This is a genomic window from Oxalobacteraceae bacterium OTU3CINTB1, from assembly GCA_024123955.1.
Lineage (GTDB): Bacteria > Pseudomonadota > Gammaproteobacteria > Burkholderiales > Burkholderiaceae_D > Rugamonas.
In genome coordinates this window covers 4,205,181-4,228,287 of record CP099652.1, presented here as the reverse complement: position 1 = coordinate 4,228,287, position 23,107 = coordinate 4,205,181, and the positions used below count along the sequence as shown (strand labels likewise).

General features: G+C 62.2%; 17 protein-coding genes. 10 read left to right on the top strand and 7 right to left on the bottom strand.

The genetic code is table 11. The features are described from left to right. Positions 1-206 precede the first annotated feature (206 nt). A complete protein-coding gene (gene ppnN / locus NHH73_18240) occupies positions 207-1,577 on the top strand; it encodes a nucleotide 5'-monophosphate nucleosidase PpnN (GenBank protein ID USX24553.1) in 1,371 nt (456 codons plus the stop codon). A 92-nt stretch (positions 1,578-1,669) separates the two neighbouring features. Here ppnN and NHH73_18235 read toward each other — a convergent pair whose 3' ends face one another. The 6 genes from NHH73_18235 to prfB all read right to left on the bottom strand — a co-directional run bounded on the left by NHH73_18235 (position 1,670) and on the right by prfB (position 10,091). After that, positions 1,670-3,526, bottom strand: coding sequence for a glycoside hydrolase family 15 protein (locus tag NHH73_18235; protein USX24552.1), 1,857 nt, complete (start codon positions 3,524-3,526; stop codon positions 1,670-1,672). Continuing rightward, complete coding sequence (locus NHH73_18230) at positions 3,526-4,323, bottom strand: SDR family oxidoreductase (GenBank protein ID USX24551.1); 798 nt, start codon at positions 4,321-4,323, stop codon at positions 3,526-3,528. Before NHH73_18230 ends, NHH73_18235 begins: the two co-directional genes overlap by 1 nt. A 183-nt stretch (positions 4,324-4,506) precedes the next feature. Further along, positions 4,507-6,567 carry a hypothetical protein gene (locus NHH73_18225; GenBank protein ID USX24550.1) on the bottom strand — a complete coding sequence of 687 codons (2,061 nt, stop codon included), beginning with the start codon at positions 6,565-6,567 and terminating at the stop codon, positions 4,507-4,509. Between the two features lie 141 nt (positions 6,568-6,708). Next, a complete protein-coding gene (lysS, locus tag NHH73_18220) occupies positions 6,709-8,241 on the bottom strand; it encodes a lysine--tRNA ligase (protein USX24549.1) in 1,533 nt (510 codons plus the stop codon). Positions 8,242-8,267: 26 nt separating this feature from the next. Next, positions 8,268-8,969: an HAD family phosphatase gene (locus NHH73_18215; protein ID USX24548.1), complete on the bottom strand. Its 702-nt coding sequence runs from the start codon at positions 8,967-8,969 to the stop codon at positions 8,268-8,270. A 17-nt stretch (positions 8,970-8,986) separates the two neighbouring features. Beyond that, positions 8,987-10,091, bottom strand: a protein-coding gene (gene prfB / locus NHH73_18210; protein USX24547.1) for a peptide chain release factor 2 whose coding sequence is annotated in 2 segments (ribosomal slippage) — positions 8,987-10,009 and positions 10,011-10,091 — 1,104 coding nt in all. Because the reading frame shifts where the segments join, the coding sequence is not laid out codon by codon here. 280 nt (positions 10,092-10,371) lie between these two features. Between prfB and NHH73_18205 the strand changes: the two genes are divergently transcribed. The 6 genes from NHH73_18205 to NHH73_18180 all read left to right on the top strand — a co-directional run bounded on the left by NHH73_18205 (position 10,372) and on the right by NHH73_18180 (position 17,974). Next, positions 10,372-12,387 (top strand): bifunctional 2',3'-cyclic-nucleotide 2'-phosphodiesterase/3'-nucleotidase, encoded by a 2,016-nt coding sequence (locus NHH73_18205; protein USX24546.1) that lies wholly within the window; start codon positions 10,372-10,374, stop codon positions 12,385-12,387. A gap of 8 nt (positions 12,388-12,395) precedes the next feature. Next, positions 12,396-12,923 carry a sel1 repeat family protein gene (locus tag NHH73_18200; protein ID USX24545.1) on the top strand — a complete coding sequence of 176 codons (528 nt, stop codon included), beginning with the start codon at positions 12,396-12,398 and terminating at the stop codon, positions 12,921-12,923. 223 nt (positions 12,924-13,146) lie between these two features. Next, positions 13,147-14,304, top strand: coding sequence for an ABC transporter substrate-binding protein (locus NHH73_18195; GenBank protein ID USX24544.1), 1,158 nt, complete (start codon positions 13,147-13,149; stop codon positions 14,302-14,304). A 91-nt stretch (positions 14,305-14,395) separates the two neighbouring features. Then, positions 14,396-15,286, top strand: a complete 891-nt coding sequence (locus NHH73_18190; protein ID USX24543.1) for a branched-chain amino acid ABC transporter permease — start codon at positions 14,396-14,398, stop codon at positions 15,284-15,286. Positions 15,287-15,289: 3 nt separating this feature from the next. Next, positions 15,290-17,239, top strand: a complete 1,950-nt coding sequence (locus NHH73_18185; GenBank protein ID USX24542.1) for a branched-chain amino acid ABC transporter ATP-binding protein/permease — start codon at positions 15,290-15,292, stop codon at positions 17,237-17,239. A gap of 12 nt (positions 17,240-17,251) precedes the next feature. Next, positions 17,252-17,974 carry an ABC transporter ATP-binding protein gene (locus NHH73_18180; protein USX24541.1) on the top strand — a complete coding sequence of 241 codons (723 nt, stop codon included), beginning with the start codon at positions 17,252-17,254 and terminating at the stop codon, positions 17,972-17,974. Here the strand turns inward: NHH73_18180 and NHH73_18175 are convergent, their stop codons facing one another. Further along, positions 17,975-18,859 carry a transposase gene (locus NHH73_18175; protein ID USX24540.1) on the bottom strand — a complete coding sequence of 295 codons (885 nt, stop codon included), beginning with the start codon at positions 18,857-18,859 and terminating at the stop codon, positions 17,975-17,977. A 159-nt stretch (positions 18,860-19,018) separates the two neighbouring features. Between NHH73_18175 and NHH73_18170 the strand changes: the two genes are divergently transcribed. The 3 genes from NHH73_18170 (at position 19,019) to NHH73_18160 (ending at position 23,036) form a co-directional block, all read left to right on the top strand. Further along, complete coding sequence (locus NHH73_18170; protein USX24539.1) at positions 19,019-19,858, top strand: aldo/keto reductase; 840 nt, start codon at positions 19,019-19,021, stop codon at positions 19,856-19,858. 14 nt (positions 19,859-19,872) lie between these two features. Further along, the gene (locus tag NHH73_18165; GenBank protein USX24538.1) at positions 19,873-20,946 is read left to right on the top strand and encodes a DUF4272 domain-containing protein; all 1,074 of its coding nucleotides are present in this window, start codon (positions 19,873-19,875) and stop codon (positions 20,944-20,946) included. Between the two features lie 65 nt (positions 20,947-21,011). Beyond that, positions 21,012-23,036 (top strand): alpha/beta hydrolase domain-containing protein, encoded by a 2,025-nt coding sequence (locus NHH73_18160; protein USX24537.1) that lies wholly within the window; start codon positions 21,012-21,014, stop codon positions 23,034-23,036. Positions 23,037-23,107 lie beyond the last annotated feature (71 nt).

Below are 23,107 nucleotides of genomic sequence, written 5' to 3'. Positions count from 1 at the left end.
ATTGGGCGCCATTTTAATCTACAAACGCGACGTGACGCACTTTTTGAGGCAACCGCTGCAAGATTGTGTCATTTGTGATAATAAATCCCGAATCGGCCGGGAATAATTGCGGCGCACAATCTCCGCCCCGAAGATTGCCGAGTTGTCGTATATTGGCATTGCAGGCCTACTACGTGACATCGAATCTGAATAAGGATTTACGCAACATGGAACATGACGTTATCGATACTTTGATTTCGCCCGAAGGACAGCTGGAGATCCTGTCGAAGGCGGAAGTGAACAAGCTGCTCGACACTAGCCAGGGCGGCCTATATAACGTCTTCCGCAATTGCGCACTGGCCGTGCTCAATTGCGGCAGCACCATCGACGACGGCAAGGAGCTGCTGGAGCGTTACGAGTCCTTCTCGATCAGCATCGTGCAGCGCGAGCGCGGCATCAAGCTCGACATCAAGGGCGCGCCGGCGATCGCCTTCGTCGACGGCAAAATGATCAAAGGCATCCACGAACACCTGTTCGCGGTGCTGCGCGATATCGTCTTCGTCAGCAACGAGGTGACCGATACGCAGAAGTTCGACATGAACCGCACCGAGGACATCACCGACGCGGTCTTCCACATCCTGCGCAACGCGGGCGTGCTCAAGCCGATGCTGAACCCGAATCTGGTGGTGTGCTGGGGCGGACACTCGATCAACCGCGCCGAGTATAACTACTCGAAGGAAGTGGGCTATCAAATGGGCCTGCGCGACCTGGACATCTGCACCGGCTGCGGTCCGGGCGCGATGAAAGGCCCGATGAAGGGCGCCACCATCGGCCACGCCAAGCAGCGCCTGTCGCATGGCCGCTACCTGGGCATTACGGAACCGGGCATCATCGCCGCCGAATCGCCGAACCCGATCGTCAATGAACTGGTGATCATGCCGGATATCGAGAAGCGTCTGGAGGCGTTCGTGCGCACCGGTCATGGCATCGTCGTGTTCCCGGGCGGCGCCGGCACGGCCGAGGAGATCCTGTACATCCTGGGTATCCTGCTGCATCCGGATAACGCGGAGATTCCGTTCCCGCTGGTGTTCACCGGACCGGAGACGTCGCGCGAGTACTTCGTGCAGATCAACCAATTCATCCTCGACACCTTGGGACCTGAAGCGCAGCAGCGCTACAAGATCATCATCGACGATCCGGAACTGGTGGCGCGCGAGATGCAGGCCGGGATCAAGCAGGTGCGCGAATTCCGCAAGAGCCGTAGCGACGCTTACTACTACAACTGGGGCCTGAAGATCGACCGCGAGTTCCAGAAGCCGTTCGCGCCGACGCACGAGAACATGCGCAATCTGAGCCTGCACAAGAACCAGGAAGTGCATCTGCTGGCGGCGAATCTGCGTCGGGCGTTTTCGGGTGTGGTCGCGGGTAACGTCAAGGACGAGGGGATCCGCGCGATCGAAAAGTTCGGCCATTTCGAGATCCATGGCGACAGGGAGATCATGGGGCCGATGGACGCGCTGCTGGCGTCGTTCGTCGAGCAAAGCCGGATGAAGTTGGCGGGCAAGGCGTACACGCCGTGCTATCGGGTGATCCAATAAACCCAACGACCCTGCGCGCCTGATGTCGCGTGTGCGTGGTGGTGGGGTCGTACCCCGTACTGGGTACGACCCCTTTTACGGTGCGGGGTTTTTCACGCTGGCCAATCCCGTTGGCCGCGACCCTCCATCTCGCGGTCGATGTAGAAGGCGGCGCTGACCAGTGCCAAATGCGTGAACCCTTGCGGGAAATTGCCGATCAATTTGGCACGCTCGTCAAATTCCTCCGCATAAAGCTGCAAGTGATTTGCGTACTTCAGCAGCTTTTCAAAGATCATCCGTGCCTCGTCCATGCGACCGGCGCGCGCCAGGCATTCCACATACCAGAACGAACACGCCGAGAACGCGCCTTCCTTGCCCGGCAAGCCGTCGTCGCGCTTGTAGCGGTACACCATGCCGTCATCGGTGAGCCGTTTGCCGATAGCGTCCAGGGTGGCGAGCCAGCGCGGATCGGTGGCGCCGACGAAGCGCACCAAAGGCATCAGCAACAAGGCCGCGTCCAGATCCTTGCCGCCGCGCTCCTCGACGAAATGCCCCAGCTTCTCGTTCCAGAAATTGGACCAGATGTCATCGTGGATGGCGTTGCGCACCTTGATCCAGCGCGTGAACGGCGCCGCTAGCGAGCGTTTGCTGGCCAGCCTTATCGCCCGGTCGATCGCCACCCAGCACATCAGCCGCGAATGCAAATGATGGCTTGGCGGGCCGCGCACCTCCCAAATGCCCGCGTCGGCCTCGTTCCAGTGCCGGCAAACATAGTCGATCACCCGGCAGGCTCCCTGCCAGCGGTCATGCGAAATCGCTTCACCGTACTTGTTACTGAGGTAGATCGAGTCCATCAACTCGCCGTAGATGTCGAGCTGCAGTTGCGTGACGGCGTCGTTGCCGATGCGGACCGGCGCCGCGCCGCCATAGCCGGACAAGTGATCCAGCGAGCGTTCCGGCGCGATCTCTCCGCCGTCCAGCGCATACATCACCTGCAGCTGCCCGCCCTTGCTGGAGTGGAGCGCGCGATCGCCCAGCCAGCGGTAGAAGTCCTTGGCTTCGTTGTGATAACCGAGCCGCATCAGCGCGTAGATCGAGAACGACGAGTCGCGTATCCACGCGGCGCGGTAGTCCCAGTTGCGCACACCGCCTTTGGCCTCCGGCAGCGCGAAGGTCGCGGCGGCGGCGATGGAGCCATGGCGGCGCGACGTCAACAGCTTGAGCACCAGCGCCGAACGGGTGACGGCGTCGCGCCAGCGGCCCTTGTAGGTCGATTGCGCCGCCCACGCGCGCCAGCGGACGATGGTGGCGTCGATCAGCTGGCCGATGGTGTCGGCGTCGGCCAAGTCTTCGTCCGGTTCGTCGAGCATGAAGGTGACACTCTGACCGGCGCGCAGCACCACGTTGGCGCTCGCCTCGCCGTCAGCCTTAATAAAATCGGCGTCGCCGCTCAGGCGAATCGATGGATTGCCTTTGCCGGAAAAGATCACACTACCTTTTTTGATCGCGACAGACGGCACCACGCGCGCGTAGTCGTAGCGCGGCGCACATCGCATGCGGATGGTGACGGTGCCGCGGGTGGCGGTCACCCGCCGCACCAGCCGCGTAGGGGTCTCGCCGACATCGGCCGTGTCGATCATCAGGTCGGTGATTTCGGCGCTGGCGTCGCTGCCCATCCAGCGGGTCAGCAGGACGTTGGTGTCGGGCAGGTACATTTGCACGATGCGCGGATCGTCGATTTCCGGCGTCAGTTCGAACACGCCGCCTTTTTCCGCATCGAGGAGCGCTGCGAAGATGCTGGGACTGTCGAGGTTCGGCCAGCACATGTAGTCGATGGCGCCGTCGCAGGCCACCAGCGCGATGGTGCCAAGGTTGCCGATCACGCCGTGGTCGGCGATGTCACGTTCGGCGCGTTCCCGGGCCTTCGGGTTGATTTTGGCGACCCATTTGCCTTTTGCGCCGGCGGCCATCAGCCGTTGTCCTCGAAGCCCGGATACAGCGACATGCCGCCATCGACGAACAGCGTGCTGCCGACCACGTAGTCCGCCAGGTCGGAGGCCAGGAACAACGCCGCGTTGGCGACATCCTCCGGCTTGCCCACGCGGCCATAGGGGATCAGCTTAAGCAGTTCCGGACTGCCGCCATCAGCGGTGACCTCCGCGTTGATCGGCGTCTTGATCGCGCCCGGCGCGATGGCGTTGATGCGGATTTTCTCCGGCGCGACTTCCTGCGCCATGGTTTCCATCAGCAGGTGCACGCCGCCCTTGGACGCCGCGTAGTTGACATGGCCTGCCCACGGAATGCGCTGGTGGACGGAACTCATGCAGATGATCTTGCCGAGCGCGCGCGAGACTTCGCGCTGGCCCTGTTTGCGGAACAGGCGCACCGCCTCGCGCATGCACAGGAATTGGCCGGTCAGATTGGTTTTGAGGACGCCTTCCCACTGGGCCAGGGTCATGTCGGCGCTGGGCGCGTCGTCCTGGCGGCCGGAGTTGGCTACCACGATATCGACGGTGCCGAAACGCTTGACGGCCGCGTCGAACAGGGCCAGCACGTCGGGTTCTTCGCCGACGTCGGCCTGCACCGCGATGGCCTGTCCGCCGTCGGCGGCGATCAGCGCGACCACTTCGTCGGCCTGGTCCTGGTGGCTGTGATAATTGACGACGACGTTGGCGCCGGCTTTGGCAAATGCCAGCGCGATGCCGCGTCCGAGTCCGGAATTGGCGCCGGTGACGATGGCGGTCTGGTTTTGCAGCGTGAGGTGCATAGTGGACTCCTGGCGACGGTGTGGCCCTATTCTAGGCCTGTGCCAGAATTCCCGCAGGGAGCCTTTCGATTCGTAACGCGCCGACCGCACATAAATCGTCAGACCCGCCACCGTATGGCTATATGTGAGCTATCCGGCGGGCTGCGATGGGCGCGGCCTGACGCGCGCCCATCGCAAGTTTACTCAATGTGCAAGCGCGACTGGCACCGGAATGACCAGCACGTTTTTGTTCCCGGCGAAGAACAGCGTCTTGGCGTCCGGGCTGATGGCGGTCGACATACGCGGGTCGCAGTAGGATTCGCTCCGCATGCAGCTCGTCGGCGTATCGGCGACATTGAAAAAGCCCACGACAGGAAACACGCCATCAACGGCTTTGCTGGTGTCGAAGACATAAATACGCGGTTTCATATCCGGATCCGTCAAGGGACCAAGGTACATGGCGTAGGCGCGCAATCCGTCAGGTGAGATCACTGAGCCATGGGAGAGGCCGGCGTAACCCACGTCGTCCACCGCGAACCTTCCGAGTTTGTTAAATTGGCGATCACGGACTTCCCGATCGTCGAAGATGATACGGTCCCCATCGCGGCTCTGGGAAGACGTGTGAAACATCGACAGGTTCGCGTCTGGGTTTTTACGGATTACACCGTCGCTCGCGTCCATATACTGCACCGGGCCGGTCGGAAAGGGGGACGCGGACTGAATCATCACCAGGCGCTCGCCGTCGCCGGACAGCGAGAACCATGGCCCGTCGTTGTAAGCGTCGCCGTGCCGTCCAAATTGGCGTGTGCGTAAATCGAAATACGCCAGAATGGTGCTCCCATGACCCTGGGGGAACCACGCGCGGCCATCATTGGTTATCGCCAGGCGGGATGTAATATAGTATGGCGAAGCTAGGTAAGCGGCGCTTTGATAGCTGGCCTGCAGTGCCAGCGTGGCGGGATCGAGCAGCGAAAGCAATCCGGAAGTGGAGGTCACTACCAACGACTGGCCGTCGGGGCTGAGCGCGGCATCGTCGGCGTCCTTGATCGCAACGCTTCCCGTCCCCCAGCGGCCGGCAATGAAAGCATAGCGCAATACTTTCTGTTGTGCGCGATTTACCAACAGCAAAGACTGGCGTTCGACGTCGTAACGCACGGTGCCTTTTTCGCCGTCGGTGGCAAAAGCTTGATAGGCTAACTTTGTCGGGAACACAATCTTCACGGTGGCGCCGCCGGTATCGATCCCCATCGCGTTGGGAATGGAAAAGCGCGCGGCGCCCGCGCTGCCGGCGGACGCGAGTACCGTGACTTCGCTGTCGTTGATCACTTGCACATTGCTAATGTTGACGCCGCTGACTTGCAGCGATTTCGCGGGATTGCCGAGAGTGGACAGACCGTGTCCGCGCAAGCGCAACTGCGTCGATTCGCCCGGCAGTATGGTGTAAGGCCCGACATAGGTCAGCTCGGGGAGCGCTTTCCTTAGCGTAATAGCGGTGGTGGTCGGCGGCACGTCGGGTTGGTCTGCCGTGATGGTGACGAGGGCTTTGTGGTCGGCGAAGTTGTCGAGCTTGCCGAACTCGGCGGAATCGACCGCCACCTGAAGGCTGGAGGCATTCGTGACGCCATTGCCGTTGACGAGCTTGAGCCATGGCGCGGCGGCGATGCTGGCACGCCACGTCACCGGCGCGATACCGGACAAGCCAACAGGGGTTTGCGCCGTCAGGCTCGCCATCGTTGAGTTGCCATCGGCCACAATGACCTGCGTGTCGGGAATGATCCAGCTAGTGGACGGCGTGACGACAGGTTGGTCGACTTGAATACGATAGGGCAGGCGCCATGGCGAGCCCTGGTGAGGCTGCGCGCAGACTTTGGGATCGTCCTTGCACAGGCGGATTTCCAGCGCGCCCTCGTAGACGCCGGCCTGCAGGGTTTGCACGGTCCGCAGTTGAGCGGTGTAGCTGTATGACGAGGCGGCAATCAACCCCGTGTTGGGGTCGAAGACACCTTTGTTGTCGATAATGGCAGCGTTGACGATGCCGGGGAAGTTGCAAGCGGCGGTAGCCTGGACCGCCGCAGTGGCAGCGGAGCCCTGAGTGGCCTTCACGCTCAGCGGATTAGGCGAGAACGTGAGGCAGGGGTCGTTGTTGCCGCTTGGCGCCGTGCCCGGATTCCCCGGAGGCACCGTCGAGTTGCCGCCGCCACCGCCACCGCCGCCACCGCAGGCGCCGAGGAGCGAGGCAACAACTAGTATTGCAAATTTCTTCATGAAGTCCTTCAGAAGTGGCTGCGCACGATGCCACATTAATATTATTAAGAAACTTTGAATTCTAATTGATAATTTCTTTTATGGCAACATCGCGGGCGAAAAAAAGCCGCTGACAAGCGGCTTTTGCGGCGAGCGCCAGTCTTACTCTTCGCGGCGCAGGTGCGGGAACAGCAGCACGTCGCGGATGTTCGGCGAGTCGGTGATGATCATCATCAGGCGATCGATGCCGATGCCGCAACCGCCGGCCGGCGGCATGCCGTATTCCAGCGCGCGGATGTAGTCGGCGTCGTAGAACATCGCCTCTTCATCGCCCGCATCCTTGGCGGCCACCTGGGCCAGGAAGCGGGCCGACTGGTCTTCGGCGTCGTTCAGCTCCGAGAAGCCGTTGGCGATCTCGCGGCCGACCATGAACAGCTCGAAGCGCTCGGTGATGCCCGCTTCCGTGTCGGAGGCGCGCGCCAGCGGCGACACTTCGGCCGGGTAGTCGATGATGAAGGTCGGTTCCCACAGCTGCGCTTCGGCGGTTTCCTCGAACAGCGCCAGTTGCAGCGCGCCCAGACCGGCGGTGGCGAACGGCTTGACGCCGAACTTCAGCAGTTCCTTCTTGATGAACTCAGCGTCCTTCAGCTGCTCCGGCGTGTAGCCTGGCGCGTACTTGTTGATCGCTTCGACGATGGTCAGGCGGTGGAAGGCCTTCGCCAGATCCAGTTCCTTGCCGCCGTAGGTCAGGGTGGCGGTGCCGTGGGCGTCGATGGCGGCCTGGCGGATGATCTCCTCGGTGAAGTTCATGATCCACTTGTAGTCGGTGTAGGCCGCGTAGAACTCCATCATCGTGAATTCAGGGTTGTGACGGATCGACACGCCTTCGTTGCGGAAGTTGCGGTTGATCTCGAACACGCGGTCGAAGCCGCCCACCACCAGGCGCTTCAGATACAGCTCGGGCGCGATACGCAGGAACATCTGCATGTCCAGCGCGTTGTGGTGGGTGATGAAAGGCTTGGCCGCCGCGCCGCCAGGAATGGCGTGCAGCATCGGCGTTTCAACTTCCATGAATTCGTTCTTTTCCATGAAACGGCGCATCGACGAAATCGCGGCGGTGCGCGCCTTGAAGGTGCGTCGCGTTTCCTCGTTCATGATCAGATCGACGTAACGCTGGCGGTACTTGGTTTCCTGGTCGGCCAGGCCGTGGAATTTGTCAGGCAGCGGGCGCAGCGACTTGGTGATCAGACGCAGTTCGCTGACCTTGATGGTCAGTTCGTCGGTCTTGGTCTTGAACAGCGTGCCGACCACGCCCAGGATGTCACCCAGGTCGTAGTGGTGCAGCGCGGCCATCGCGGCTTCGCCGGTCAGGTCCAGCGTGGCGTAGATCTGGATGCGGCCATCGGCTTTGGCGCCGGACGAATCCTGCAAGGTGGCGAAAGCGGCCTTCTTGCCGGCTTCGCGCTTGAGCATCATGCGGCCCGCCAGTACCACATTGACCGGATTGGCTTCCAGCTCTTCGCGCGACTTCTCGCCGTACTGCGCGTGCAGGTCGGCCGCCTTGTGCTCCGGTTTGAAGTCGTTCGGGAAGGCGATGCCCTGTTCGCGGATTGCTGCCAGCTTGGCGCGGCGCTCGGCGATGATCTTGTTCTCGTCCGGCGGGGTGGCTGCTTGTTCTTGAAGATCCGTAGTCATGGTCTGTTTCTAGGTTGAGGTGATGATTAGTTGGTGGTCGCGTCGTCGAGCACATAGGGCTGGGAGGCGAACAGCGCCTCGATATCGAGCTCGCTGAAGTCGCGCGCCACGGCGATGACGTTATCGTATTCGGCGAAGGCTTCGGCCGGCAGGGTGGTGGTCAGCACCACCGCGCGCATGCCGGCGCGGCGGGCTGCCTCCACGCCCAGCGGCGCGTCTTCGAAGACGATGCTGTTGGCGGGCAGGGCGCCGGCGCGTTCGGCGGCCAGCAGGAACACGTCCGGATTCGGCTTGCCGCGCGCTACATCGGCCGCGCCGGCGATGGCGTCGAACTGCTTGCGCAGATCCAGGCCGTCCAGCGTGAAGGCGATGTTCTCGTTCGGCGCGGCGGTGGCCACGGCCAGCTTGATGCCGGCGTTTTTGGCGGCGGCGATGAACAGGTCGAAGCCCTTGGTCACCGCCAGGTGCGGCGCATAGAGCTCGCGGTACAGCGATTCCTTCTCAAAATCGAGCGCCGCGCTTTCTTCCCTGGTCAGGTGGTCGCCCAGGTAGGTGCGCATGATTTCATGGCCCTGGCGGCCGGCCGTGTCGCGGAAGAACGCGTCCGGGTCCAGCGTCTGGCCGCGACGCTCGAAGAAGGCCAGCCACGATTTGGTGTGGAAGGCCATGTTGTCGACGATGGTGCCGTCCATATCGAAGATGAACGCGCGCTGTGATGAAGAAGTCATTGGAGCTGTCATTAAAATCAAACGCCTTGTTTGAGCGAAGCGGAGATGAAGTCGTCCAGGTCGCCGTCCAGCACGCCCTTGGTGTTACCGGTCTCGAAGTTGGTGCGCAAATCCTTGATGCGCGACTGATCGAGCACGTACGAACGAATCTGGTGGCCCCAGCCGACGTCGGTCTTGGAGTCTTCCAGTTTCTGCTGCTCGCTCATGCGCTTGCGCAGCTCCATCTCGTACAGCTTCGCCTTCAGCATTTCCATCGCCTCGGCCTTGTTGCGGTGCTGCGAGCGGTCGTTCTGGCACTGCACCACGATACCGGACGGGCCGTGCGTCAGACGGACGGCGGAATCGGTCTTGTTAATGTGCTGACCACCGGCGCCTGACGCGCGGTACGTATCGATGCGCAGGTCGGCCGGGTTGATCTCGATATCGATCGAGTCATCCACTTCCGGATAGACGAACAAGGACGTGAACGACGTGTGGCGGCCGTTGGCGGAGTCGAACGGCGATTTGCGCACCAGGCGGTGCACGCCGGTCTCGGTGCGCAGGAAGCCATAGGCGTAGTCGCCTTCGACCTTGATGGTGGCGGTCTTGATGCCGGCCACCTCGCCGTCGGACTGCTCCATGATCTCGACCTTGAAGCCTTTGCGTTCGGAGTAGCGCAGGTACTGGCGCAGCAGCATCGAGGCCCAGTCCTGGGCTTCGGTGCCGCCGGCGCCGGCCTGGATGTCGATGAAGCAGTTGTTCGGGTCCATCGGATTGTTGAACATCCGGCGGAACTCCATGCCTTCGATGACCTTGCGCACTTCCTCGGCGTCGGCGATCAGCGCTTCGAGCGTGTCGTCGTCGCCTTCTTCCTTGGCCATGGCGAACAGGTCGCTCATGTCTTTGAGGTCGGTGTCGGCCTTGGTCAGCGCGCTGACGATCGCCTCCAGCGATTTTTTCTCTTTACCGAGGTCCTGGGCCTTTTTCGGGTCATTCCAGACCGTCGGGTCTTCCAGTTCTTCGTTTACTTGTTCGAGTTTCTCTGACTTTTTATCGAAGTCAAAGATACCTCCGTAGTTCGGCTTCGCGCGTGGTCAGATCGGCGAGCAGGGCGGAGAGGGCGTTGATGCGTTCGGCTTCCATGTTTTTTTCTTCTCTAGGCTGAAATCAAACCTTGGATTATACCGGATGAGGGGTCTTGCCGGGCGCTTGTCTGTCGGCGCCGGCAAAAAGCGCCCCGCGAAATGCCCGGCGGGCACGGCTCTTGCATACCGGCAGTTACGGTCAAGTTGTAAAATACTGACATTTCAGTCACAGGCGGTATAAAATATGCACCCATTCGGTGGTGTGTATTGATTTAGAGAAATACTCCACGCCTCCCGTTCTCCGGCCCAAAACATTGCCAGTTCATATATCGACATCTATGCGCGCGTCCATCGTCCTGCCTCTTTTGCTGATCGGCTGCGGCAGCCTGCCACCGCACGGCCCGACGCCGGTCGGCACCGAGGCCACGCTGGCGCTGCTGGAGACGACGGACCTGCACGCGAACGTGCTCGGTTACGACTACTACAAACTCAAGGCCGATCCGTCGATAGGGCTGGAGCGCACCGCTACCCTGATCAAGCAGGCGCGCGCCGAATTCCCCAACAACCTGCTGCTCGATAACGGCGATGCGCTGCAAGGCACGGCGCTGGCCGACTACCAGGCGCTGGTCGCCCCGGTCGGCTGCGACCAGCCGCCGGCGATCTACAAGGCCATGAATCTGCTCGGTGTCGACGGCGCCGGCATTGGCAACCACGAATTCAATTATGGCCTGGCGTACCTGAACCAGGTCACCGGCAGCCATTTCGATGTCGACGGTGTCGCCGCCGACGCGCCGCGCTGCGCCGGTCCCGTGTTCCCGATCGTGCTGGCGAATATCTACAGCGCCCGCACCCGGCAGCCGCTGTTCGCGCCCTACAGCATTCTCACGCGCCAGATCGCCGCCACCGGCCCGGATGGCAAGCCGGTGACGGCCACCATCAAGGTCGGCATCATCGGCTTCGCGCCGCCGGGCATCCTGTCGTGGGACAAGCACTGGCTGGACGGTAAAGTCTATGCCGAAGGCGTGCGCGAAACGGCGTTGAAGTACATCCCGCAGATGCGCGCGCAGGGCGCCGATCTGGTGGTGGCGATCTCGCACGGCGGGCTCGATGGCGCTCCGTACACGCCGGAGATGGAAAACGCCAATTACTATCTGGCGCAGTTGCCGGGTGTCGACGCGATGCTGATCGGCCACGCGCACCAGCAGTTCCCCAACGCGGCCAGCACCGTCGACTCTTTCAATTTGCCCGGCGTGGACAAGGCCAAGGGCACCGTGCAAGGCGTGCCGGCCGTGATGGCCAGCTTGTGGGGCAAGCACCTGGGCGTGATCGGCCTGCGCCTGAAGTATGACGGCAAGGTCTGGGTGGTCGACAAAAGCCGCACCACGGTCGAAGCGCGCGGCACGCGCAACGCCGACCGCACTTACGTCGCCGCCGATCCGGCGGTCGGCGCGCTGATCGCCGACGAGCACGAGGCGACCATCCGCTATGTGAAGGCGCCGATCGGCACCAGCGACTTCCGCATGTCGTCGTATTTCGCCGATGCCGGCGACGTCAGCGCCATCCAGCTGGTGAACCAGGCGCAGACCGACTACGTGGTGAACTACGTCAAGGCCAACCTGCCCAGGTACGCGGCCTTGCCGGTGCTGTCGATGGCGTCGCCTTTCAAGGCCGGCGCGGCGGGCGTGGGCGACTACACCGACGTCAAGGCGGGCGGCGTGGCGCTCAACAACGCGGCCGACCTGTATTTGTATCCGAACGCGCTGCACGCCGTGAAGCTGGACGGCGCCGGGCTCAAAGCGTGGCTGGAGAAGTCGGCCGAGCGCTTCAACCGCATCGATCCCGCCAGCGGCGCGCAGCAGGAGCTGGTCAATTCGTCCTTCTCCAGCTTTAACTTCGATATGCTGACCAGCGCCGACGTCAGTTACCGGATCGACGTGACCAAGCCGGCCGGCCAGCGCATCGTCGCGTTGCACTATAAAGGTGCGCCGATCGCACCGTCGCAGGAGTTCCTGGTCGCGACCAATAACTACCGCGCCAGCGGCGGCGGCAATTTCCCCGGCCTCGATGGCGGCAAGACGGTGCTCGAGGCGCCGGACAGCAGCCGCGATGTGCTGATTTCCTATATCAAGCAGGCCAAGACCCTGACCCGCGCGCGCAATGGATCGACCCGGAGCTGGCGTTTCGTCCCCGTGACGACCAAAGGCGCGGTGGTGTTCCACGCGCCGCCCAATATGATCGAACTGGCCAGGGAGGCGGGGCTGACATGGGTCTCGCAGATCAAACCGGATGATGGCGGCGGCAAGGGCTTCGCCCTGTACGCCATCGACTTGTCGAAGCAAGTGGAGGAGCGATGATGTCTGGCATGCGAAAAATATGTGCGGTACTGGCGTTGCTGGCGGCGGCTACGGGTACGGGCCTCGGCCCGGCCAGCGCCGCTCCGGTGGACGAGGCGCGCCTTTACCTGCGCGGGGGGCAGGGCGCCAGTGTCGATTTGCCGAAGGCGTTCTCGCTGTTCTCCGGCGCGGCCAAGGCCGGCGATCCTCAAGCCGCTTATTATCTAGGAATGATGTACCAGAACGGCATGTCCGTTCCGCGCGACGCCAAGGCGGCCGCGTACTGGCTGCAGTTCGCCGCCAACCGCCAGATGCCGGCGGCGATGTTCGCGCTGGCGAATCTGTATCTGAGCGGCGACGGCGTCAAACGCGACGATCAGGCCGCGCGCCGCCTGATCGAAAAGGCTGCCGATCTTGAATATCCGGATGCGGTGATGGCGATGGCCATCGGCCTGCGCGACGGCTCCATGGGTTTCGAGCGTAACGAGGCGCTGGCCGAGACCCAGATGCGGTTCGCCAACCGCGCCTTGAAGCAGAAGTCCACCGGCGGCATGTAGCATCCGGCGGCGCCGCGCATCGTTAACCTTCGCCGCCATCTTCTCCCCGTCGTTCCTTACTGCTTGCTTACACGCGGCGGGCCGCGCGCGTGCTGCAATGCCGCACATGTATCTGTTGCTGGCCCCCGTTGTCTCCCCTACAATGCCCCATCGATGGGGGCAACTTTCCAGCCCGTTTTCCAGCGTACGACTACTATAAAAACGTTGTAACAGGAGATGACAAATGGATTTCAAACTGAATTTGCTGGCCGCTGCATTGGTACTCGGTTTTTCTTCTTCCGCCATGGCGGCGGACCCCATCAAGATCGGCGTGGCCGGTCCGTTCACCGGCGGCTCGGCGCCGATGGGCGTGTCCATGCGCGACGGCGTCAAGCTGGCCGTTGCCGACATCAACGCCAAGGGCGGAGTGCTGGGCCGCCAGTTGCAGATCGTCGAGCGCGACGACGAAGCCAAACCGGAACGCGGCGTGCAGATCGCCCAGGAATTGATCAACAAGGAGAAGGTGGTCGCCACCGTCGGCTACATCAACACCGGCGTCGCGCTGGCGTCGCAACGCTTCTACCAGGAAGCCAGGATCCCGGTCATGAACAACGTCGCCACCGGCTCGATCATCACCAAGCAGTTCGCCGACAAGCCGGAGAACTACATCTTCCGCAACGCCGCCAACGACCAAATCCAGTCGCAGATGATCATCCAGGAGGCGGTCGACAGCCGCAAGTTCAAGAAGGTCGCCATCCTGGCCGACTCCACCAACTACGGCCAGCTGGGCCGCGAGGATCTGGAGAAGGCGCTCGATAAAAAGGGCATGAAGGCCGTCGCCACCGAAAAATACAATATCAAGGACGTCGACATGACGGCCCAACTGCTCAAGGCCAAGCAGGCCGGCGCCGAAGTGGTGCTCACCTACGGCATCGGCCCGGAGTTGGCGCAAATCGCCAACGGCATGGAAAAGCTGAACTGGAAAGTGCCGATGATCGGCAGCTGGACGCTGTCTATGGGGAACTTCATCGACAACGCCGGCAAGAACGGCAACGGCACCCGCATGCCGCAAACCTTCATCCAGGAGGCCACCACCCCGAAGCGCAAAGCGTTCATCGACGCCTACGTGAAGGCCTACAATCCACCGGGCGGGCGCATGCCGTCGCCGGTGTCGGCCGCCCAGGGCTACGATTCGATCTTCCTGCTGGCCGCCGCCATCAAGCAGGCCAATTCCACCGAGGGACCGAAGATCAAGGCCGCGCTGGAAAACCTCAACGAGAAGATCGACGGCGTCGTCACGTCGTACAGCAAGCCATTCAGCAAGGATAACCACGAGGCCATCACCGCCGACATCACCGTCTTCGGTGAAGTCAAGGACGGCAAAGTCATTCCGGTCAAGTAAGGCGAGTAAAGTAAAGCGGCGCATCGTCACCGGCCAGTCTTGAGCGTTCAAGCCTGGCCTTTTTCTCGTGTTCCTCACCGTGGTGGACATCATGGAAATCCTGTTACAACTCGTCTTCAGCGGCATCGCGCTCGGCATGATCTACGCCGTCATCGCATTCGGCTACCAGCTCACGTTCGCCACCTCCGGCACGCTCAACTTCGGCCAGGGCGAATCGCTGATGCTCGGCGCGCTGGTCGGCCTTAGCCTGGTCGGCACCATCCACGGCGGTCCTTACATGAGTTATCTGCTGATGATCCCCCTGGTGATCATCTTCGGCGCGCTGCAAGGCATGTTCGTCGAATGGATAGGCGTGCGGCCGGCGATTAAGATCAAGTCGGAATTCGGCTGGATCATGTCGACCATCGCGCTGGCCATCATCTTCAAGAACGTGGCCGAGAATATCTGGGGCAAGGACGACCTCACGTTCCCGTCGCCGCTCAGCTCCACGCCGTTCCAGATTTTCGGCGCCAACGTGCAGCCGATGCAGGTGGCGGTCATCGTCGGGGCGCTCGCCATCATGGCGGCGGTCGAAATATTCAACCGCAAATCGATCTACGGCAAGGCCGTCGTCGCCACCTCCAACGACCGTGACGCGGCGGGACTGATGGGCATCAACACCAGTATGGTGATCACGTTCTCGTACGCGCTGTCGTCGGCCACCGCCGCTTTCGCCGGCGTGCTGGTGGCGCCGCTGACCCTGACCGGCGCCACCATGGGCGCCTCGCTCGGCCTCAAGGCCTTCGCCGTCGCCATCATCGGCGGCCTGACCTCAGGTGTCGGCGCCATCGTCGGCGGCCTGCTGTTGGGGATCACCGAAACCACCGCTGGCTACTACATCTCGACCGGCTACAAGGATGTACCGGGATTGTTGTTGCTGCTGCTGGTACTCGCCATCAAGCCGTCCGGCCTGTTCGGCAAAGCCGCCATCAAAAAGGTCTGACCCATGAACAAGACGATCGTCGCGGCAAGCGTGGTGGGCCTGGCGGTGCTGGCGCTGTATCCGGTGCTGATACCCAACCCGTACTACATTCATCTTTTCGAAACCATACTGATATACGCGATCCTGCTGTTCGGGCTCGATATCGTGGTCGGCTACACCGGGCAGGTGTCGCTCGGCCACGCCGGCTTGTTCGGCATCGGCTCCTATGTCACCGGGGTGCTGGTGTTCAAACTGGGCGCGCCGTTCTGGATCGCGATGCCAGGCAGCGTGCTGGGGGCGGCGTTGTTCGGCGCGGTGCTGGCGCTGCCGGCCCTGCGCGTGACGGGCCCGTACCTGGCGATGGTGACGCTGGCATTCGGCACCATCATCCAGATCCTGATCAACGAGATGACCTTCCTGACCGAAGGGCCGATGGGACTGAAGTTGTCCAAACCGGAGATCCTCGGCCACAAGCTGGATGAAGTCGAGTACTACTACATGTGCGCCGCGCTGATGGTGGTGTCGCTGCTGGTCGTGCACCGGATATTGAAGTCCAACCTGGGCCGCGCCTTCGAAGCGCTGCGCGACAGCCCGATCGCCTCCGACTGCATGGGCGTTTCGGTGTACCGCTACAAGGTTTACGCCTTCATCATCAGCGCCGGTTTCGCCGGGCTGGCGGGGAGCCTTTACGCGTATTCGGAGGAATACATCTCGCCCAACACCTACAACTTCGAACTGACCATCCTGTTCCTGCTGGCCGTGATCATGGGCGGCCGCAAGACCCGGTCGGGGGCGCTGATCGGGGCGCTGATCGTGGTCATGCTGCCCAGCCTTCTGGCGGATATCGAGTTGTTCCGCAAGATCGCCGTCATTGCGGCGGTGCTGGGCGTGATCGGTTCGGCGTTCATGCTGGCGAAGAAGCGCGCCACCTTGCGCGGCGTGCTGGTGCCGCTGGTGGCGACGATCGGCATGGCCGCCTTCTCGTTCAAACTGGAGAACATCGTCGACTGGCGCCTGACCATCTTCGGTTTGATGACGCTGTTCGTCGTCTACTATCTGCAGGACGGCATCGTCGGCTTCCTGAAAAGCTTGCTGGGCAAGGGAGCGGTGCACGCCAAGGCGGTGCAGGCCAGCGGCGCGGAGGCGTTCGCGCGTGCCGAGGGTGGCAACGCCGGCGAAACGCTGCTCGATGTGAACCAGATCCTGATGCAGTTCGGCGGTTTGAAAGCGCTCAACCAGGTCGACATGCACGTGATCCAGGGCTCGGTGCACGGTTTGATCGGCCCCAATGGCTCGGGCAAGAGCACGATGATGAACGTGCTGACCGGGATCTACAAGCCGACCGCCGGCCAGGTCAGGTTCTCCGGCGCGGTGATCTCGGGCCGCACGCCGTCGCAGATCGCGTTGGGCGGCGTCGCCCGCACGTTCCAGAACGTGCAGCTGTTCGGCGAGATGACTGCCACCGAAAATGTGCTGGTCGGCCTGCACAACACCTTCAAGTCGAATGTGCTGGATGTGATGCTGCAAACGCCGCGCTACAAACGAGAGGAGCGCGCCGCGCGCGACCGCGCAGCCAGCATATTGGAGTTCGTCGGGCTGACGGCGATGGCCAACGAGGAGGCGCGCAACCTCCCGTACGGCAAACAGCGGCTGCTGGAGATCGGCCGCGCGCTCGGACTCAGTCCGCGCCTGCTGCTGCTTGACGAACCGGCGGCCGGCCTGACCGCGCCGGACATCAAGGAGCTGATGGCGATCATCCGCAAGATCCGCGACCACGGCATCACCATCATCCTGATCGAGCACCACATGGACGTGGTGATGGCGCTGTCCGACACCGTCACGGTGCTGGACTTCGGCCAGAAGATCGCCGAGGGCGCACCGGCGGCGGTGCAAAGCGATCCGAAAGTGATCGAAGCCTACCTCGGTGGGAGCAGCGAAGAACATGGCGGCCCGGCGGCGCCGGTCGTACACTAATCGAGGACAGACATGCTATCGATCTCCAATCTGCACGCCGCCTACGGCAAAGTCGAAGTCCTGCACGGCATTTCGCTGGACGTCCCCAAGGGCAAGCTGGTGACCCTGATCGGTTCCAACGGCGCCGGCAAAACCACCACCATGCGCGCCATCTCCGGCATGATCAAGCCGAAAGGCGGCAAGGTTACCTTGGACGGCAAGGACATCACCGGCTTCGACTCGCACCGGATCGCCCGCGCCGGCCTGGCGCATTCGCCGGAGGGGCGGCGGGTGTTTGCCTCGATGACGGTGACGGACAACCTGCTGCTCGGCGCCTTTCCGCGCTTCACGCGCGCGCGGCCCAAGGGCGACATCAAGCACGACCTGGAAAAGGCGCTGGAGCTGTTCCCGCGCCTGAAGGAGCGGCAGGGGCAACTGGCCGGCACCTTGTCCGGCGGCGAGCAGCAAATGCTGGCGATGGCGCGCGCCATCATGCTCAACCCGGACGTGGTGCTGCTGGACGAACCGTCGATGGGGCTGGCGCCGATCCTGGTCGAGGAGGTGTTCCGCATCATCCTGCGCCTGAAGTCGGAAGGGGTAACGATGCTGCTGGTCGAGCAGTTCGCCGCCGCCGCGCTGAACGTGGCCGATTACGGCTATGTGCTGGAGAATGGCAGTATCTCCGTGCATGGCCCGGCCGAGAGCCTGAAGACCGATCCGAAGGTCATCGCCGCTTACCTGGGCGGCGGCCATTGACTAACGCTCGCAGCGCTCGGGGTCAGTGCCGACATTCGGACACGGGCTGCTCCGTTTGGACGCGTTCACCACTCGACTCACAGTTTTCGACGAGACGCTGAAATGGGCGGCGATCTGTTCCATCGTATAAGCGGTGGAGTGGTATGCGTGTGCCATGGCATCATCCCTATTTGGATATTGCAACCGATACTCCTCCAAGGATAGGCTGACGGCACGACGCTGCGCTTTGGCAACGGCAAGAAATTTCTCGCGCGCTGCGCTGCCTGAATTCTTGGCCACGAAGGCTTTGTCACCGAGCAGCAATTGATGACTAACGTTTTTAAGCGGGCTCTCGTGGCCGATTCCTTCCATGACGAAGCGAAGATAGGCGTCCACCGCCGACGCGCGCTCCATCCCGAAGTGCCGTAGTGTTGCGGCCGTGTCCAGCCATGCGCGGGCGGGGACCGTTCCGATAACGCAAGCGTGACTGCTCCAGCGCCAGTTATCCGGCGACGTCACGAAGCCCGCGCGCACCGGGTTTAAAACCACATATCTGGTTAGTTCGAGCAAATACGTCTCCCGCTGCACCAAAATCGCCTTGTAGCGACCTTGGAACAGGTGCCCAACGACTTCGTGTCGGCGATTGAAATATTGCGAATAAAAACCGTTGAGTTGCTGCATGCCTTGCGAGAGATTGCCCTCGACCGTCTCAACGATCAAGTGGTAGTGGTTTGTCATTTGGCAAAATCCGAGTACCGAAAAGTTGTACCGCGTGCACACGAGTTCAAGGATGGAGATCCACTTAGAACGGTCGATATCGTCCCGGAAGATCGTATTTTTTCGGTCGCCCCTGGAGGTTATGTGATAGAGAGCGCCTGCAAATTCTAGTCGGAGAGGTCGGGTCATTTGATGATGTTAGCTTTTTGGCAGAACAACAAGCTGTGCGGTCTCAATTTGGTTCAATTTTGTCCGAATGTCGGCACTGACCCTCTTGGTTTTTGCTGACCCGCTTGGTTTTTCCGGTGGGGTATCATTTGCTATCTAAAGTGTCTAGGGAGTTTCGCAATGAAAACAGTCAGCTTTCGGTCCGGTCGCAATGTAGCGGCGCTCGGCCAAGGCACCTGGAACATGGGCGAAGACCCGTCCCGCAAGCAGGATGAGGTCCGCGCGCTGCAAATGGGCCTTGATCTTGGGATGACGTTGATCGATACCGCTGAAATGTACGGCGAGGGCGGCGCGGAGTTGGTCGTCGGCGAGGCGATCGCCAGTCGCCGTTCCGAGGTTTACCTGGTCACCAAAGTCTATCCGCACAACGCCAACCTGGAAGGCACGCAAGCGGCCTGCGAGCGTAGCCTCAAACGGTTGAAGGTCGATTGCATCGATCTCTATCTGCTGCATTGGCCCGGATGCTTCGCGCTGGACGAGACCTTCGACGCCTTCGAGGCGCTGAAGAAGGCCGGCAAGATCAAGGAGTACGGCGTGAGTAACTTCGACCTGGAGGGCATGCAGGACGCCGTCGATTGCGGCGCCGTGGCCACCGACCAGGTGCTCTACAACCTGATGAAGCGCGGGATCGAGTTCGATCTGCTGCCGTGGTGTCGTCAACAAGGCATGCCGGTGATGGCCTACTCGCCGCTGGAGTCGACCGGCCGCGAACAGGCGGCGCTGCTTGGCAATCCCGGCCTGCTGACCGTCGCCGAGGCGCATGGCGTCACGCCCGCGCAGGTGGCGTTGGCGTGGGTGCTGCATCAAGAGGGCGTGATGGCCATCCCCAAGGCCGTCGATCCTGTACACTTGCGCGCTAATCGCGCCGCCGCCGATATCCGCCTCTCCGCGGAAGACCTGGCGGCGCTGGACCGAGCGTTTCCACCGCCGCGCCGTCGCCGTGCGCTGGATATGCGTTAAATGACGAATTACTTATGCTAAACCGAATCAAACAATTCTTCGCTGCGAAAGACATTGGTAACCATATCCTGCTTAACGCCTACTGCACGGTGGCCGAAGCGCCCAAGCTCGACTTCGCGCATGTGCTGAACGCGCGCCGCGATCTGTCCGATCCTGAATTGCAGCCGCATCTCAATGGTTTCATGAACTTCGTGGCGGACGCCGGTCAGGGAAACATGACGCGCGTGCGCTATCACGTGATCCGCCACCTCCAGCGCGTGCGCCAGCACGTCAGCCTGGCCGTGGAGGAGGGCGAGATGGCTCGTTTCTCCGAATGGGCGAAGGCGGCTAACGCCATCGTGTTCATGGCAGATGGCAGCGTGCGCGATCCACAGGGACGCATTCTTTTACCCGCTTCCGGCGAAGATGGCGAGCCGCAGGCTGTGGTGCCGTATCCGCAGCAGGCCTGGCAGCGCAAGGCGCGCAGCGACGAGCTGCTCGCCGCCCGCAAGGTCACCGTGCCGGCGGATCTGCCGCCGCTGGTGTCCGAGCCGGAACTGCGCTTGCGCGCGCCCGAAGATGTGCTGCGAAGGATGCTGGCCTTGTTCGTGGTGGCGATACGCGCCGAGTCTTTGAACGGCGAGACGCCGATTACGGCCGCCGATCTTCAACAACGCTTTCCACCGGCGTTTGCCGGCCTGTCCGACGCTGAGCGTGCATTCCTGGCGCAGGAAAAGCCTACGCAGCAGGAAATCACGCAGTACTTGTGGCGCTATGAGGCGATTCTGGTACTGCAGTGGGCCTTGGGGTTGCAGGATGCGCTGCCTTTCGCGGATGCGATCTGTGACGTGTCTTCGATCTCCCGCACCGCCATCGAGCGTGGAACCGAAGGCTTGCGCAAGCAGCCGGCGATGCGTTCGGCGACGGAGATTCTGGACGCGTTGGATTTGCACTACCGTTTGCATTGGGCCACTCGCCAGGCGCTGTTGAAGAAGTATCCTGCGCCGGCAGGTTTGAACGATGGCGTGCTGCAGGAGCGTCATCACGCGTTGAACTGGTTGGTCCGGTTCGAAGACCGTGATTGGGACGAAGTCGATACGCCTACATAACGCCGGTCTCGCCTGCGCGCCACGTCTGCTAGGATAGACGTTTTGCAAACGGATAGAGGCTCGGGATGATCTACAGGCACCGGCTGGCACTGCTGGCCACCACGACCGCGATGGCGGCACTCTGTATGCCAGCGCGGGCGGCGGTGGAGCGTATCGAAGTGATCGAGCGAACGCCGTTCGCGGACGGGATGACCTTCGGCGACGCCGGTGCGTATGAAAAGATACGCGGCGTCGCTTATTACGCGTTGGATCCCAAGTCGAAGTCCAATGCTGTCATCGTGGATTTGAAGTACGCGCCACGCGATGGGCGCGGCCTCGTGATTTTCTCCAGCGAGTTCGTACTGCTGCGACCAACCGGCGCCCAGCCTTCCAGTTTGATCTATGACGTCAACAACCGTGGCGGCATCGCGATCATGGGGCAGGTCAATGGCCGCAGCCCGGTCAACAACGATCCCACCACCGCCGCCGACGCGGGCGACGGTTTCCTGATGCGTCACGGTTACTCGCTGCTGTTCTCCGCCTGGACGTGGGACGTCGCGCCGCAGGCTGCCGGCGCTCGTCCGCTGGTGTTCGCGCCGCCTGTCGCCAAGGGTATCAAGGGCAAGGTGCAGAACGAATTCACCGTCAATACGCCGGTCGATATCGCTGTCTACGCCGGCCAGCGTGGCCTTACCTACGAACCGGCCAAGTCTGGGGATCCCAAAGCGCAGCTGACCCAACGCGCGCGGCCCGCCGATAAGCGCAAGCCTGTCCCGCGCAGCAGCTGGAGTTTCGTCGCGCCGGAGAAGAAGGGCGGGCCTGGCCGCGTGCGGTTGGACGGTGGCTTCAAGCCCGATACCATTTACGAATTGACCTACGTGGCGAAAGATCCTTACGTCACCGGCGCCGGGCTGGCCGGCATACGCGATCTGCTGGCCTACTTCCGTGACACGCCGTTTGAGGGGGCTCCGGTGCCAAAGGCTGTGCTCATGTTTGGCATCAGCCAGTCCGGCCGTGTGATCGGCCGTATGCTGCACGACGGCCTGAATGTGGACGAATCCGGCCGGCTGGCGTTCAGCGGCGCCTACTTGCAAGTGCCGGGCGCCGGCGGTTCGGCGGGATTCAATAGCCGCTTCGCACAGCCTACGCGTCACCCGTCGATGATGGAGGAGCATGAGTATCCGGCGGATGCGTTCCCGTTTACCACGGCGCAGTCGCGCGATCCTGTCAGCGGTAAGACGGCGTCCACGCTGGATCGGGCGCGGGACAAGCAGGGGAATTTACCGAAGCTGATTTACGCGAATACGTCGACCGAGTACTGGAATCGCGGTGCGTCGATGATCACCACCACGACCGATGGTGCGCGTGACGTCGCGCCGGCGGATAACGCGCGGGTCTATGGCTTCATGGGTGCGCAGCATTATGTTGGGCGCTCGCGCGTACGCGCGCCGTTCACCGCTTGCGTCTCCACCAGCAACCATTATTTGCCGATGCGGGCGTTGATCGTGGGGCTGGAGGCGTGGGTGGTTAATGGCAAGCAGCCGCCGGACAGCGCGTATCCGCAACTGGCCGACGGTTCGTTGACGACGGTTGCTGATTATCGCGCGATCTTCCCCAAGGGTTTAGGTTTGACGCCGCCGGCGCAGAATCTACGCGAGCCGAGGTTGATCGGTAGCGGAGTGCCGGTTAAACGTGGCGAGGAATTCGAGACGCGCGTGCCGACGCCGGATGCCGATGGCAATGACAGGGGCGGGGTGCGGCTGGTGGAGTTGCAGGCGCCTTTGGGCACGCATACGGGTTGGAACTTGCGGGCGCCGGGGACGGGATTTGCTTGGGCGACGTCGCGTTTCGACGGTAGTTTTGTGCCGTTTGCAAGGACGGAGGCGGAGCGGGTCGCGGCTGGGGATCCTCGGCCTAGTTTGGAGGTGCGGTATCCCACTAGGGCTGATTTTGTGGCGGCTGTTCAGGCGGCGGCGGAGCGGCAGGTGGCGGCCGGGTTGCTGCTGCCGGAGGATGTGGCGCGGACGCTGTCGGAGAATTCGGGGTTGTATGATCGGATGCTGGCGCGCGATCCTTCTGATCAGGGTTGCGAGTATTTGTTCGCGCCTTGAGCTGTATTGCGTGTGTCGTTGGCGGATCACGCATTGGCGGATTACGGCGTTCCGCCTAATCCGCCCTACGT

Excerpts from the sequence above, each read along its gene's own strand:
- NHH73_18215 (USX24548.1), bottom strand. The coding sequence starts at position 8,969 with ATGACTTCTTCATCACAGCGCGCGTTCATCTTCGATATGGACGGCACC.
- NHH73_18235 (USX24552.1), bottom strand. The coding sequence starts at position 3,526 with ATGGCCGCCGGCGCAAAAGGCAAATGGGTCGCCAAAATCAACCCGAAG.
- NHH73_18205 (USX24546.1), top strand. The coding sequence starts at position 10,372 with ATGCGCGCGTCCATCGTCCTGCCTCTTTTGCTGATCGGCTGCGGCAGC.
- NHH73_18180 (USX24541.1), top strand. The coding sequence starts at position 17,252 with ATGCTATCGATCTCCAATCTGCACGCCGCCTACGGCAAAGTCGAAGTC.
- NHH73_18195 (USX24544.1), top strand. The coding sequence starts at position 13,147 with ATGGATTTCAAACTGAATTTGCTGGCCGCTGCATTGGTACTCGGTTTT.
- NHH73_18190 (USX24543.1), top strand. The coding sequence starts at position 14,396 with ATGGAAATCCTGTTACAACTCGTCTTCAGCGGCATCGCGCTCGGCATG.
- NHH73_18165 (USX24538.1), top strand. The coding sequence starts at position 19,873 with ATGCTAAACCGAATCAAACAATTCTTCGCTGCGAAAGACATTGGTAAC.
- ppnN (USX24553.1), top strand. The coding sequence starts at position 207 with ATGGAACATGACGTTATCGATACTTTGATTTCGCCCGAAGGACAGCTG.
- NHH73_18170 (USX24539.1), top strand. The coding sequence starts at position 19,019 with ATGAAAACAGTCAGCTTTCGGTCCGGTCGCAATGTAGCGGCGCTCGGC.
- NHH73_18225 (USX24550.1), bottom strand. The coding sequence starts at position 6,567 with ATGAAGAAATTTGCAATACTAGTTGTTGCCTCGCTCCTCGGCGCCTGC.
- NHH73_18200 (USX24545.1), top strand. The coding sequence starts at position 12,396 with ATGCGAAAAATATGTGCGGTACTGGCGTTGCTGGCGGCGGCTACGGGT.
- NHH73_18185 (USX24542.1), top strand. The coding sequence starts at position 15,290 with ATGAACAAGACGATCGTCGCGGCAAGCGTGGTGGGCCTGGCGGTGCTG.
- NHH73_18175 (USX24540.1), bottom strand. The coding sequence starts at position 18,859 with ATGACCCGACCTCTCCGACTAGAATTTGCAGGCGCTCTCTATCACATA.
- NHH73_18230 (USX24551.1), bottom strand. The coding sequence starts at position 4,323 with ATGCACCTCACGCTGCAAAACCAGACCGCCATCGTCACCGGCGCCAAT.
- lysS (USX24549.1), bottom strand. The coding sequence starts at position 8,241 with ATGACTACGGATCTTCAAGAACAAGCAGCCACCCCGCCGGACGAGAAC.
- NHH73_18160 (USX24537.1), top strand. The coding sequence starts at position 21,012 with ATGATCTACAGGCACCGGCTGGCACTGCTGGCCACCACGACCGCGATG.